The sequence below is a fragment of the Dokdonia sp. genome (genome assembly GCF_039945015.1).
Taxonomy (GTDB): Bacteria; Bacteroidota; Bacteroidia; order Flavobacteriales; family Flavobacteriaceae; genus Dokdonia.
This window is the reverse complement of record NZ_JBDUXP010000015.1, coordinates 126,744-140,592: the sequence shown is the minus strand read 5'-3', so window position 1 is coordinate 140,592 and position 13,849 is coordinate 126,744. Positions and strand designations below refer to the sequence as shown.

The 13,849-nt window shown below is 35.3% G+C and carries 15 protein-coding genes; 6 read left to right on the top strand and 9 right to left on the bottom strand.

From position 1 onward, the window contains the following. Positions 1–190: 190 nt before the first annotated feature. Both ABJD27_RS11430 and ABJD27_RS11425 read left to right on the top strand, forming a co-directional pair. Entirely contained in the window at positions 191–1,987 is a 1,797-nt protein-coding gene (locus ABJD27_RS11430; RefSeq protein WP_348172940.1) for a DNA polymerase III subunit gamma/tau, read from the top strand. Between the two features lie 26 nt (positions 1,988–2,013). Continuing rightward, positions 2,014–2,595 (top strand): tRNA-(ms[2]io[6]A)-hydroxylase, encoded by a 582-nt coding sequence (locus ABJD27_RS11425; RefSeq protein WP_348172983.1) that lies wholly within the window; start codon positions 2,014–2,016, stop codon positions 2,593–2,595. 77 nt (positions 2,596–2,672) lie between these two features. Here the strand turns inward: ABJD27_RS11425 and ABJD27_RS11420 are convergent, their stop codons facing one another. From ABJD27_RS11420 to pdxH, 5 genes are all read right to left on the bottom strand, one after another. Beyond that, positions 2,673–3,314, bottom strand: a complete 642-nt coding sequence (locus ABJD27_RS11420; protein ID WP_348172942.1) for a porin family protein — start codon at positions 3,312–3,314, stop codon at positions 2,673–2,675. A 201-nt stretch (positions 3,315–3,515) separates the two neighbouring features. Continuing rightward, entirely contained in the window at positions 3,516–4,403 is an 888-nt protein-coding gene (locus ABJD27_RS11415) for an exopolyphosphatase (protein ID WP_348172944.1), read from the bottom strand. Then, positions 4,403–6,466, bottom strand: coding sequence for a polyphosphate kinase 1 (gene ppk1, locus ABJD27_RS11410; protein ID WP_348172947.1), 2,064 nt, complete (start codon positions 6,464–6,466; stop codon positions 4,403–4,405). Before ppk1 ends, ABJD27_RS11415 begins: the two co-directional genes overlap by 1 nt. A gap of 3 nt (positions 6,467–6,469) precedes the next feature. Beyond that, positions 6,470–6,952: a histidine phosphatase family protein gene (locus tag ABJD27_RS11405; protein WP_348172950.1), complete on the bottom strand. Its 483-nt coding sequence runs from the start codon at positions 6,950–6,952 to the stop codon at positions 6,470–6,472. Position 6,953: 1 nt separating this feature from the next. Further along, positions 6,954–7,598: a pyridoxamine 5'-phosphate oxidase gene (gene pdxH / locus ABJD27_RS11400; protein ID WP_348172953.1), complete on the bottom strand. Its 645-nt coding sequence runs from the start codon at positions 7,596–7,598 to the stop codon at positions 6,954–6,956. 155 nt (positions 7,599–7,753) lie between these two features. Here pdxH and ABJD27_RS11395 point away from each other — a divergent pair, with 155 nt between their 5' ends. Both ABJD27_RS11395 and ABJD27_RS11390 read left to right on the top strand, forming a co-directional pair. Continuing rightward, positions 7,754–8,125 carry a hypothetical protein gene (locus tag ABJD27_RS11395; RefSeq protein ID WP_348172956.1) on the top strand — a complete coding sequence of 124 codons (372 nt, stop codon included), beginning with the start codon at positions 7,754–7,756 and terminating at the stop codon, positions 8,123–8,125. A gap of 12 nt (positions 8,126–8,137) precedes the next feature. After that, complete coding sequence (locus ABJD27_RS11390) at positions 8,138–9,715, top strand: FAD-binding protein (protein ID WP_348172959.1); 1,578 nt, start codon at positions 8,138–8,140, stop codon at positions 9,713–9,715. Between the two features lie 475 nt (positions 9,716–10,190). Here ABJD27_RS11390 and ABJD27_RS11385 read toward each other — a convergent pair whose 3' ends face one another. Together ABJD27_RS11385 and ABJD27_RS11380 are read right to left on the bottom strand one after the other, a co-directional pair. Beyond that, positions 10,191–10,598: a hypothetical protein gene (locus tag ABJD27_RS11385; protein ID WP_348172961.1), complete on the bottom strand. Its 408-nt coding sequence runs from the start codon at positions 10,596–10,598 to the stop codon at positions 10,191–10,193. An 11-nt stretch (positions 10,599–10,609) separates the two neighbouring features. Beyond that, positions 10,610–11,527 carry a ribonuclease Z gene (locus tag ABJD27_RS11380; protein WP_348172964.1) on the bottom strand — a complete coding sequence of 306 codons (918 nt, stop codon included), beginning with the start codon at positions 11,525–11,527 and terminating at the stop codon, positions 10,610–10,612. 354 nt (positions 11,528–11,881) lie between these two features. Here ABJD27_RS11380 and ABJD27_RS11375 point away from each other — a divergent pair, with 354 nt between their 5' ends. After that, on the top strand, positions 11,882–12,376 hold the full coding sequence (locus ABJD27_RS11375; RefSeq protein ID WP_348172967.1) for a hypothetical protein: 495 nt from the start codon (positions 11,882–11,884) through the stop codon (positions 12,374–12,376). Next, positions 12,366–12,572 carry a helix-turn-helix transcriptional regulator gene (locus ABJD27_RS11370; RefSeq protein WP_348172970.1) on the top strand — a complete coding sequence of 69 codons (207 nt, stop codon included), beginning with the start codon at positions 12,366–12,368 and terminating at the stop codon, positions 12,570–12,572. The genes ABJD27_RS11375 and ABJD27_RS11370 overlap by 11 nt, the downstream gene beginning before the upstream one ends. 10 nt (positions 12,573–12,582) lie before the next feature. Here ABJD27_RS11370 and ABJD27_RS11365 read toward each other — a convergent pair whose 3' ends face one another. Both ABJD27_RS11365 and ABJD27_RS11360 read right to left on the bottom strand, forming a co-directional pair. Next, positions 12,583–12,918, bottom strand: a complete 336-nt coding sequence (locus ABJD27_RS11365; RefSeq protein ID WP_348172973.1) for a ribonuclease Z — start codon at positions 12,916–12,918, stop codon at positions 12,583–12,585. Further along, on the bottom strand, positions 12,918–13,847 hold the full coding sequence (locus ABJD27_RS11360; RefSeq protein WP_348202040.1) for an aspartate carbamoyltransferase catalytic subunit: 930 nt from the start codon (positions 13,845–13,847) through the stop codon (positions 12,918–12,920). Before ABJD27_RS11360 ends, ABJD27_RS11365 begins: the two co-directional genes overlap by 1 nt. Positions 13,848–13,849 lie beyond the last annotated feature (2 nt).

Below are 13,849 nucleotides of genomic sequence, written 5' to 3'. Positions count from 1 at the left end.
ATAAAAATGACATAAGAACGTATTACAAGAAGTTTTTATACTATCTAAAGTTTATCGTTCTGAAGTGATGCTTTATATGTACAAGCAATGCTACTTAAAAAAGAGATCATAATACTTTCTGTTAATAAATAAATTAGATTTTTCTTCTGTATTCTACCTTTTTTGAATTCCCTATTTTATCTTTGTTTCCATGGAGCATTTCATCGTATCAGCTAGAAAGTATCGTCCTCAGACATTTAAAGATGTTGTAGGACAGCAAGCTATTACAAATACGCTTGAAAATGCTATTGCAAATAATCATCTTGCGCAAGCCCTTCTTTTTTGCGGACCTCGTGGTGTGGGAAAAACAAGCTGTGCTCGTATTCTTGCAAAACGTATTAATCAAGATGAGAACACCCGTCCTGATGAAGATTTTGCATTTAATATTTTTGAACTTGATGCTGCCTCAAATAATTCGGTAGATGATATTAGGAATCTTATAGATCAAGTTCGTATTCCACCACAAGTCGGAACGTATAAAGTATATATTATAGACGAGGTACACATGCTATCGCAAGCAGCTTTTAATGCTTTTCTAAAAACACTAGAAGAGCCTCCAAAGCACGCTATTTTCATACTTGCCACTACAGAAAAACATAAAATCATACCTACTATATTATCTCGTTGTCAGATTTTTGACTTCAAGAGAATCACTGTAACTGACGCTAGAAAACATCTCGTCGAGATTGCAAAAGAAGAAGGTATAGACGCAGATGAAGAAGCGCTACACATTATTGCTCAAAAGGCAGATGGTGCCATGCGAGATGCCTTATCAATTTTTGATAGAGTAGTGAGTTTTAGTGGGAAAACGCTTTCGCGAAAAGCGGTCACAGAAAACTTAAATGTATTAGATTATGAGACTTACTTTACAGCTACGGATCATATTCTGAAAAATGAAATCCCACAGTTACTTTTACAATTTAATGATATCTTATCCAGAGGATTTGACGGACATCATTTTATAGCAGGACTTGCATCTCATTTTAGAGATCTTATGGTTTGCAAAAATCCGCCTACTATCCATTTATTAGAAGTTGGCGATGGTACTAAAAAGAAATATTACGAGCAATCACAACAAACAGATATTCCGTTCTTGCTAAAAGCCATTGAGATGGCAAATAGCTGTGATCTCACTTATAAAACAAGTCGTAACCAAAGACTACTTGTAGAACTTTGTTTAATGCAGCTTGCCTCTATCACTTATGATGGAGAAAAAAAAAATGATGGGCCTTTCATAATTCCTCCTTCATTTTACAAATTACCAAAAGAGAATGCACAACATATAGATCGAACATTAAAAGTTCCTCCTCCTATACAAGGACAGACTCAAGAATCTATTTCTCAAAGTCAGCCAGAAACACTTGCTCCATCTATACCACAACAGACAACTGTTGCTACACCAGCAGTTCCTAAAACAGTACCCAAAGAAATTACAACAACAACACCTGAGACAATTGTTCCTAACATAAACATTAGAAAAGAAAGAGTTTCTGGTTTATCAATTAAAGGGTTACAACGCAAAAAGGAATTAGAAGAAAAATTAGAAGAACGAAAAGTGGATGTCACAAATTTACCACGTGAACCCTTTACAGAAATCGCCATGCAAGCAACTTGGCGAGAATACGTTTCTAAAATCTCAAAAAAAGGTGAAAAAATTGTTGCTTCAAACCTAGAAGCAGATGTTCCAAAACTTAATGGCACTACCATTACATTAGAGTATCCTAATGCAACTATGAAAGTAGAGGTAGAAAGAGCTCAAGGCCCTTTACTTGAATTTCTTAAACGCAAACTTAGCAATTACGATATCACACTAGATATTACAGTAAATGAAGAAGTACAACGTAAATATGCATATACAGGACAAGAACGATATGACAAACTTAGAGAGCAGAATCCTGAACTAGATATTCTGAAACGTGCTTTTGATTTAGAAATACTAGAACAATAATTATGGAAGAGAAAGATCCTATCCAAATGCTACATCTTAAATTACCTACAGATCCAAGGTGGGTAAACATTGTAGAAAAAAACCTAGATGAAATACTTACAGATCACGCTTATTGCGAACAAAAAGCGGCATCATCTGCAATATCATTTATTATAGGTTTTCCAGAATATACAGAGCTTGTCTCTGAGATGAGTGATCTTGCTCAAGAAGAAATGAGCCATTTTAAAATGGTGCATGATATTATGAGAGAACGTGGTTTAACACTTGGACGTGAGCGCAAGGATGCCTATGTTCATAAACTACGTTTCTATTTCCCAAAAGGAGGTAGTCGTGTAGAAAGCCTTATTAATAGATTACTAGTTGCTGGCCTTATAGAAGCAAGAAGCTGTGAACGTTTTAGATTACTATCAGAAGAGTTAGAAGATAAAAAATTGGCTCGGTTCTATAAAAAACTAATGATAAGTGAAGCTGGGCATTATGCTATGTTCCTACGTTTTGCCCGCCAATACGGAGACCGTGAAGTCGTTGATAAAAAATGGCAAGAACTTCTTGATTTTGAAGCACAAGTAATGAAAGAACTTAGCGTTAAAGAAACCATACACGGATAACTTTTATACATAAGAAAAATAAAAAAGCCCCAATCATACGATTGGGGCTTTTTTAATACTATGTATTGCTATAATTCTTATAAACGGTATCCTATACTAAATGTAAAGTAACTATTATTACCTGAAGCGTTTGTTATAACATTATCCCTATTTGCCTCATTTGTATTTGCTGAGAATAACGGTAACTCAACAGCAGCGTCATCTTCAAACACTTCTGTAATTCCTATTGTATATCGTACCTCTGCAAAAATGTTATCTGTAAATTGATATCCTAATCCTCCAAATCCTGCAAATTCAAAGCTCTTAAAATTTTCAGATTGTTCAAAAGCAGAAATCTTCAATCCAGCTTGAGGCCCAACATTTATAAAGAGTTTATTTAAATTAATTTTAAGTGCTAATGGCAATTGAAGGTATTCATAACGTAATCCTTCAAATTTGTTTCCTTGAGAAGAATACGCCACTTCTGGCTGAAAACTTAAACGCTCGTTTATTGAAAATTCTGCGAAAAATGCAGCTGTAAAACCTACTCTAGTACCTTCTTGTGCGTCAAATCCACCTTGTCTAGGTGTATCCCCAGCTAAGTTTACGATATCAAAAGAAAGGCTGCTAATTTCACTTACGTTCACTCCCATTTTAAAACCATACCCTACTCCTTGCCCATAAGTTAATGAACAACACATAAGTAATAAGAAGCTGGATAAAAGTGTAATTTTTTTCATAATTTCTGAGTATTTTTTATGATATAGAGATTATGCTAATAATTTAATTTCTATATCCCAAATAGTTATCTTCCGAGCGAAAGATACATTCTTTTCAGGGTTTTATAAAAAAAATTGAGATAAGGGCTTCTATTATTCTTTGAATGTCAAAGAAACATCGATTAATGACCAAAATTAATTCCAATTTGAAGATAAAAGCTTCTACTTTGCTCTATACAATGTCTTAATTATACCATCAGACAATCCAATACTAGGCACAATAATATGTTCTGCTTTAGACCATTTCATAGCCCTCAGATAGATACGAAGCGCTGGAATAATCACATCGGCTCTATCAGGATTAAGACCTAGCTTCACAACACGTTCATCATAACTTAACTCCTCTAATTCTTCATAAAAATTTAAAAGATTTAAATAAGACAATGATTTTTGTGACTTTTTGCCTTTCATTTTAATCACCTTATTAATATTTCCTCCAGAACCTATAACTGTTATTTTATCATAATTTTCAGTCTTCTTTTTTATCCATCTAGCAACTTCTTTCCATTCTTTATCTTTTACAAGATTATTTAATAAACGTACGGTTCCTATCTTAAAAGATTTTGAAGCAGTTGTTTCACCTTGATCATAAATAGTACACTCTGTACTTCCTCCTCCTACATCAACATATAAATAAACTCTATCTTTCTGAATAACACTATGAAGATCTGTCGCTGCTATTATTTTTGCTTCTTCTTTTCCGTCAATAACTTCAATGGCAATAGTAGTTTTCTCTTTTATGATTTGCACAACTTTATCGCCGTTTGATGCCTCTCTCATTGCAGAAGTAGCACAAGCACGATAGTATTTAACTTGATGAGCATTCATCAATAACCGAAATGCCAGCATAGCATCAGTCATCCTTCGTATATTTTTCTTAGAGATTTTGCCTTTAGAAAAAACATCTTCCCCTAATCGTATAGGGACTCTAATCAATTCGTTTTTACGAAAAAGCGTAGGCATATCCTCCTGCTCTATCACATTTGCTACTAATAATCGAATTGCATTAGACCCAATATCAATAGCTGCGTATTTTTCAATGGTAAGCATTAATTTTCTATCTCATTTAAGTAATAATCATACGTTGCTAATTGAGAACGTACTTTAGTTTTATCATTCCTCACATATGCATTATCCTGTCTATCATTAAGCTCTCTTGCTTTTACATTATCATTCCAGCAAATATCAAGTGTCTTTAATATCTCTTTCTTAATATCCTTATCGTATATAGGGCAACTTACCTCTACTCTATTATCTAGATTACGCGACATCCAGTCTGAAGAGGAAATATATACTTTTGAATGTTCTCCTTTACCAAATACATATACTCTAGGATGTTCTAAAAAGCGATCAATAATACTAATCACTCGTATATTGTCACTAAGACCCGGTACACCTGGAATTAAACAACAAATCCCTCGTATAATCAAATCAATTCGCACGCCAGCTTGACTAGCCTCATATAGCTTATCAATAATAGCATAGTTAGACATACTATTCAGTTTAAGACGAATGTATCCTTTACCTCCCTCTTCTACTTTTTCAATCTCCTCATCTATAAGTCTATTAAACGTAATACGACTATAATGTGGTGAGACAATAAGATGCTTATACTTATTGACAATATAATTGGTATCAAAGAAGTTAAAGAGTTTTGATAAATCTTTAAGAATCTTCTGATCTGCTGTAAAGAGTGTATAATCAGTATATATGTTTGCTGTTTTATGGTTAAAGTTCCCAGTACTTATAAAACCATATCTCACTATTTTTTCTTCCTCTTCTCGTTCAATAACACATACTTTACTATGCACTTTTAGTCCAGGTACTCCAAAGATAAGTTTGACCCCTTGATCTTCCATTTTCTTTGCATACATCATATTAGACTCTTCATCAAAACGAGCACGTAATTCTATCTGTACCGTAACCTCTTTTCCATTTTGAGCTGCATTAATTAATGCACTAGCTATATGAGAAATCTTAGCCAGTCTATATATCGTAATCTTAATAGATAACACTGATGGATCTAGCGCAGCTTCCCGCAAGAACTTAATCGTATAGGCAAACGTATGATACGGAGCATACTGTAAAAAGTCCCTTTGGGCTACTTTTTCAAACATGCTACAGTCTAAAGTTATCCCCTTAATAGGCAATGGCTTTTGCTTAGGATACAGCAAATCCTTATGTCCCAAACTAGGGAATCCCATATAATCTTTTCGGTTATGATAGCGTCCACCAGGAATGATACTATCATCATTTTCTATATCTAGCTTTTTAAGAAGAAAAGCTAATGTCTCTTCTTCAATGGTTTTATCATATACAAAACGAACTGGTGCTCCATCTTCTCTACCCTTAACAGAACTTGATAATTTTTCTATAAAACTTTTTCCAAGATCAGATTCCATATCTAGCTCTGCATCACGTGTGATTTTAATCATATGCGCAGAAATAGATTCGTAGTCAAAAATATTAAAGATACTATCTAGATTATAGCGTATCAGATCATCTAGCATAATAATACAATTCTTATCGTCTATTTTAGGAAGTACGATAAAACGATCTATACTACTAGGAATTTCGAGTAACGCATATATCGGTTTTTTACCACCTTTGATCTCCATTTTTATAGTGAGATATGCCTCTAAATCTTGGATACGAGGCAACTCTACATCTTCTTGAAGTATGATTGTTTCGATCGCTGGGCTTACTTCTTCAGTAAAAAAATCTTTTATAAATTTTTGATGCTCTTCGTTTTCAATTTCGGTTTCCTTGAGAACATGAATCCCTTCTAATTCAAGTTTCTGGTATATATCTTGTAATATTTTTAAACTCTCTGCTTGCTGATGTATCACTATATCAGTAATCATAGGTAACAGCTCTTCTGCTGTATACACTCCTAATGCTTTTCTTCCTTTACGACCCGCTCTTACAATACGACGCACCGTTGCATATCGGACCTTAAAAAACTCATCCAGATTATTGGAAAATATCCCTAAAAAACGCAACCGTTCAATCAGAGGAACCGTTTCGTCGGCTGCTTCTTGCAATACACGACCATTAAATTGTAACCAACTTAACTCTCTATTTATATATCTACTCTTTTGTAGTTCGTTCATGCTTTATAACTCTTTTGGTGTGCAAGTGAAAATGGTTTTTCCTTGGTTGATATCCTTCCAATGTTCTATATCAAAAGTAATCGCTGTAAACCCAGCTGTAGGCACATTATCTATTCTTTTATTTCCGTAAATATTTACAAAATTAGTCATCGCATTATTATGTCCAAAAACCATAAGACAATGAATCGAATCATCACAATTACGGATCACATTAACTAAATCTCTTCCTTCAAAATCATATAGTGTATGATCTAGTACGATATCATTTTCTGGTATTTGGTACGCTTTCGCGAAAAAAAACGCCGTAGTCTTAGCTCTCATCGCATCACTACTCATCATAAGATCTGGCTTAGGCATATGTTGCGCAATATATGAGGCAATTTTAGGTGCATCGTTTAACCCTCTATCATTTAAAGGGCGTTCGTGGTCTATAACATCAAACTTCCAACTGGACTTTGCATGACGTACTACATAAAGTGTTTTCATATCAGGGAGCTAATCGTTCTTTAATCCATTGTCCTTCTTCTATTCTATACCGTATTCTATCGTGTAATCTACTTGGACGTCCTTGCCAAAACTCTATAGAAATAGGCTTTACTATATATCCACCCCAATGTGAAGGACGAGAAATAGCCACATCGGCATATTTTTCTTTAAGTTCAGTCATTGTATCTTCTAAAACCTGACGGTCAGAAATCACTTTACTTTGATCAGATACCAAAGCTCCTAACTGACTTTCTTTAGGCCGTGCATTAAAATATGTATTAGATCGTTCTTCAGACACTTTACTCACTTCCCCTTTTACAATGACTTGACGTTCCATACTTGGCCAAAAAAAAGAAAGCCCTACCTGCGGATGCAGATTCATACTTTCCCCTTTCTCACTTTCGTAATTTGTATAGAATACAAAGCCATCTTGATCGTATTCCTTAAGTAATACAATACGTGATTTTGCAAAACCATCTTTACCTAAAGTCGCTAGCGACATCGCATTGGGTTCTTTTACACCTCCATCTGCCTCTATTTCTTTAAACCATATAGCAAATTGTGCTAAAGGATCATCTACTGTATTCTCAAGTAATAATGCTCCTTTTGCATAGGTTTGTCTATAATCATGCAAATCTCTATTCATACTTGCTAAGGTACGGGAAAGCAAACAAAGTTAAAAGTAGGTTTGTCCAGTTTTACATAGAATTAATCTTACAAAAGCACATTAAAAAAAGGGGTATTAACCCCTTGTCATAAAAACTTGATTTTTATAACTTTACTTATAAAAGTGACACCCGTATGAATTCTCAAAAAAAAATGAAGCATTTTATATACTTCCTCCTTATTGTATTTGTCTTTAGCACAACATTTTCTTGTGTTAGCACACGAGTCGAAGCAAATCCATATCAAGATGGCGCTGTCAATATTGCATGTCAGAAAAAAAGTAGTTGGAGTTACTTCTGGGGACTTAAACAAAAAACAGTAAGTGCAAATCCTGAGATAGAAGGCACCGAATGTCCTTGTAGAAATAAAGCCATGACTTGGGTAGAAAGCAAAACATCACTAGGTGATTTTGTAGTAAGTCTAGTCACTGTAGGCATTATAAATCACAGAACCATTACCTATGGTTGCGCTAGAGATCAAGGAGGCGAAGGCGGTTTAGAAGATTAATATCAAAAACATATGATACCAGAAGGATTAGAAAAATTACCCATCGAAGAATGGACAAATAAGCATGAGAACTTTACACATGATCTTGTTCCCAACGCATCTTTTAAAGTCTTTAATCCCACAGGAGGAAGTCGCAAAGAACGTTATCAAAAAACGACACAGAATTTTCAGTGGCTTATAAAACACGGTGTAGCTAATAATCTAAAGTTACGCGCGATGGGTAGCGGTTGGTCTTTTACCAAAGTATCCGTAACCGAAGGAGGTCTTATTGATACTGCTTCTTTAAATTTTTCTTTTCCATTAACGCAAAAATTTGTCGCGCAGGACTATCAGAAACAAGCACAAGATTTATATTTCTTACAATGCGGAAGCATTATTTATGAAATCAATAATCGTCTGTCTACCAAAAACCCAGCAAGATCCATCAAAGCATCTGGAGCGAGTAATGGTCAGACCATTGCTGGAGCGTTGTCTACAGGAACGCATGGAGCTGCATTTGAGGTAGGTGCTATTCAAGACTTTGTAGTAGGACTTCATATTATCACAGGACCCAATGAGCATGTTTGGTTGGAGCGAGCTTCCTATCCAGTTGCCGCACCTACATTTGTAGATTGGTTGGATACAAAAATTATTAAAGACGACGCCCTTTTTGAAGCCGCTTTAGTTAGTTTTGGAAGTTTTGGTTTTATACATGGTGTGATGATAGAGACTGAGCCTATCTTCTTACTAGAAGAACATCGTAAAGGAGACATTCCCTACAATGATGATCTAAAAAAAGCCATGACACAATTGGACTTCTCTGGACTCAATTTACCAGGTGCAGGTCCTAATAAAGAACTCTATCATTTTGAGGTGCTTTTTAACCTACATAAGTTTGAAAAGAACAATTCTGAAAAAGGTGCTTTTCTTAAGTATATGTACAAGAAGCCTTATCAATTGCCGTATGATGTTGTAGAGCGAGATAACAACTTTACTTATGGAGATGATTTACTAGGTATTATGTCTTCTTTACTAGATAGACTTGGTGTCGTTTCTGATTTGCTCATTCCTCCTATGGTAAATACGATGTTTGGACTCGCATTTAAACCACAAGATCCACAAACGGGAACGATACGAGAACTTTTTAATTACTCAAAATTTAGAGGAAAAGTAGCCAGTGCTGCCATCGGAATAGACATTGCAGATGCCGCCAAGGTTGTTGAGGAAATTATGGTCGTAAATAAACGATGCCCATTTCCTGGAGGACTTTCTTTACGCTATGTAAAAGGAACTAAAGCCACGCTTGGCTTTACAAGATTCACACATACCTGTGTATTAGAAATGGATGGGGTAGATAGTAAAGCTGCCAGAGTTTTTTACGAAGCTATTTGGGATAGACTGGAAGAACTCAACATTCCGTATACATTACACTGGGGTAAAATCAACTTTAATCTGAATAAGACACGTGTTAAAAATATGTATGGAACAACCAATGTAAATGCATGGATTGACGCACGTAACACATTATTGTCTAACGAGGTTGCTACGGTGTTTTCTAATAAGTTTATTGAGCGTTGTGGTCTTGATACATTGCTTGGACCTATCGTTTAGTTAGAATAAAGAGTATAGAGTATAGACGGGATCTCAATACACATATTAAAAATAGAGTAACACTCTAAATTAGAGTACTACTCTATTTTTAATATATGCTATTTTCACACCTCCCTAACCCTCCTTCTTTGGAGGGAACACTCAAAATAAAAATTCCCTTATATAAGTCTATACTTTATAAGCAAAGCGATCTATTCTAAATATTCTATTATACGCCATTCCTAAGGCAGGTAGGCTTTTCGCGAAAGCGAAAAAATGAAACCAATACAGTTCTCTTTTTATATCTCTCCAATCTTCAGGAGCTAACTGTCACAGAGAACTTGTCGAAGTGCTTAGAGGGAAATACTCAAAACGTTTAAAAAGCTCCTCACCTCATTGAGGGGAGGTGGATGGATCGAGGCAACGAGATTCAGACGGAGGGGAGTTACATGCTATATTCTATAAGCAAAGCGATCTATGCTCTATACTCTTTGATTTACTTTTTCTTCTTTTTGGCTTTTATAAATCCTTTTTGGATCAATAAATCACGTATTGCTTTATTATGTTTTACAATACGCATATGTTCTTCATAGGAAAGGTCTTCTTCTTCTAATTGTGCTTCGTAGTTTTCTAGTATTTCTACCTCATTGGCTCCTATAAAATAGCGTCTGTGTTCTGTATAGCCATCGGCATCTAAGAAATACTCACAGGTATAATCATCATCGTGTATTATTTTAAAAGCAATGGTGATGTTATTTTTTACGGCAGTAGATCCTGCTGTACGGTATACACGATTAGGGTATGTGTCTTGTTTTACCAAGAAAAGATTACGCGGTATTAACAGATCAAAGTGTTCTTGTAAACGAGCTAGTATTTGCTTGGGTATTACTTTTGGTTCTTCCATGGTATCGTGTCTTAAAATGTAAATACCTCACCATCATCGGCTAGGTGTACATTGGGAAATATCGTTAGGGCTTCTTCTTTAAATTCGTTTAGATCTCCATATCTCGTAGAGTAATGCCCTAGGATAAGGTGATCTACCTTGGCTTCTTTGGCAATGCTTGCGGCATGCTTTGCTGTACTATGTCCTGTGGGTTTACACAGATGTTCATGACTATCTAAAAATGTAGATTCATGGTACAAGGCTGTTGCATTTTTTATTTGATCTGCAATGACAGGTTTATACATGGTATCGCTACAGTAGGCATAACTCTTGGCTTTAGGTGGATCAAATGTCAAATCTTTATTAGGAATTACAGTACCATCTTCTAGCGTGGCATCGCCTCCTTGTTTGATTTTATTATAATAAGCTTTATCTATGTCTAAGTTTAAAACGGCATTGATATCTAACTTACGATCACCTGTTTTCTCTTGAAAGAAATACCCATTGGCATAAATACGGTGTTTTAAAGGAATGGTCGTCACTGTCACGAGATCATCTTCATAGATGCGTTCTGGTTCTTTGCTATCTAGTTCTTTAAAGTATAATGGATAACTGGTAAAGCTTTGCGTAAGCTTCAGCTGAAGTAAGCATACTTCTTTTATACCTACAGGACCATAAATGGTAAGCGGTGTGGTACGTTTTAATAAACTAAAGGTTGAGATCACTCCCATCAATCCAAAAAAATGGTCTCCATGTAAATGTGAAATGAAGATATGCTTGATACGGGCAAATTTTATTTTATTTCGCCGTAAGGCAACTTGTGTCCCTTCTCCACAATCTATCAGGAATAGATGGTTTCGTATGTTAAGTACTTGAGATGTTGGGTTTTTAAATGCACCTGGAGCAGCGGCATAGCAACCTAAAATAGATACGGTAAGTGAACTGCTCATAGTATATGATACTGTGTATTGTAATTAGAGTGCGAAAATAAATATAACTTAATACAATTAGATTCTTTCTTTTCTTTTTTTCATTGCCAAACTGAATATCGGTAATGTGTCATAAAACTATAAAACACGTCATTCTGAACTTGTTTCAGAATCTCAAGCTTCTATTTACCAATATTGTACGAGACCCTGAAACAAGTTCAGGGTGACATATAAACTATGCGATAAAAAACGGATGTACAGTTCTTCAAAAAAAATCAAAAATGTAAAGTTTTTTAATCAAAATGTAAAGTTTATTTGACATTATGAAAAACATGTTATACATTTGGATCATTCATTAATCAAAAATCAATCGTTATGAACATTCCTTATTTATTTCCAAATCGCTTTAAAAAAATAGGCTGGATCCTTTTTATTCCTGCTGCTATTTTAGGTATCTACATCTTAAAATCGGGAGAGGTTCCAGCTTTTTTTGAAACCTCTGTTTTGGCTTTTATCCATGAATCTTTTATAAATAGTGATTCTGAGTTAATAAGCAACTATTATTTTGAAGTCATTGAGAATAATATTCTGGATGAAATTTTAGTAATCATTACTATCATAGGAGCGCTTTTTATAGCATTTTCTAAAGAAAAGCATGAAGATGAGTATATTAATAAGATCCGTTTAAATTCGCTCGTATGGGCTACCTATGTAAACTATAGTATTCTTATTATTTCTACTATTTTTGTGTATAATGCTACGTATTTCTGGGTGATGCTCTTAAATATGTTTACGATACTTATTATTTTTATCGTACGTTTTAACTGGCAACTTATTAAACTAAAAAAAGAGGCGTCTTATGAAGAATAGTATCAAAGTAGAGCGCGCCAAAAAGAACTTAACGCAAGCTGATCTCGCAAAGCTCGTCAACGTAAGTAGACAAACAATTAACTCTATGGAGTTAGGGAAGTATGTACCGTCAACAGTACTGGCATTACGTCTAGCCAGTATATTTGAAACAGATATCGAATCTATTTTTACATTAGAAGAGTCAGATTGGAAGTAGTTGTATATTCTTAAAAGCCAAGGTCTCGTTCGATTTCTTCCATTTGGACGATATCTTCGGCTTCTTGAAGTGTAGGAACCACGATCATTTCTTCTGGAACAAGATCATAATCTATTCCTGTATTGACAACCACGAAGGATTTTCCAGCTTCTCGTTGCGTATTAGAAAGTGCTAAGAAAGCAATCAGTTGATCCAGCGTAAGTGCTTCGTATTTTAATAGATCAACCACGAGGTTCAAAGCTTCATATTTCTCTGGAACAATACGTTCTAGATAGGATGCAAAGTCCATCACATCATCACGCTCATCGGTTAGGGTTGTATAGGTATCTGTTGTTGTAATTTTCATTACTGTTTGATTTTTGAAGCTAGTAGATACATCACTGCCATACGAACAGCCACGCCATTTTCTACCTGATTAAGGATAATCGCTTGTCCAGAATCTGCTACATCACTGGTGATCTCCACGCCTCTATTGATAGGACCTGGGTGCATAATCACAATTTCTTTATCTAGGGATTCTAGTAAGTTCTTATCGACTCCATATTGCTGTGCATATTCTCGCGTACTTGGAAAGTAACTGATGTCCATACGTTCGTTTTGCACACGAAGCATATTGGCCACATCACACCATTGTAATGCTTTGCGTAAATCCAGCTCTACTTCTACCCCAAGGCTTTCTATATATTTTGGGATCAGTGTTTTTGGACCACATACTTTTACGTTGGCTCCTTGAAGTTTCAACGCATAGATATTAGATAAAGCAACACGGCTATGTAATACGTCGCCTACGATCACTACATTTTTACCTGCGACCTCGCCTAAACGTTCTCGGATAGAATAACTATCGAGTAATGCCTGTGTAGGATGCTCATGGGCTCCATCACCTGCATTTACGATACTGGCATCTATATGTTTGGAAAGAAATACACCCGCTCCTGGATTAGGATGACGCATCACCACCATATCTACTTTCATAGACAGGATATTATTGACTGTATCTATTAAGGTCTCCCCTTTCTTCACCGAAGAAGCTGCAGCCGAAAAGTTAATCACATCAGCACTTAGTCGTTTCTCTGCCAGTTCAAAAGAAAGTTTGGTACGGGTACTATTTTCAAAAAAGAGATTGGCGATTGTAATATCACGTAAGGAAGGAACTTTCTTAATCGGTCGATTAATCACTTCCTTAAAATGATCGGCAGTCTTAAAGATGAGATTGATATCCTCTTTTGTGATGTATTTTATTCCTAGTAAATGTTTTACACTTAATTCACTCATCG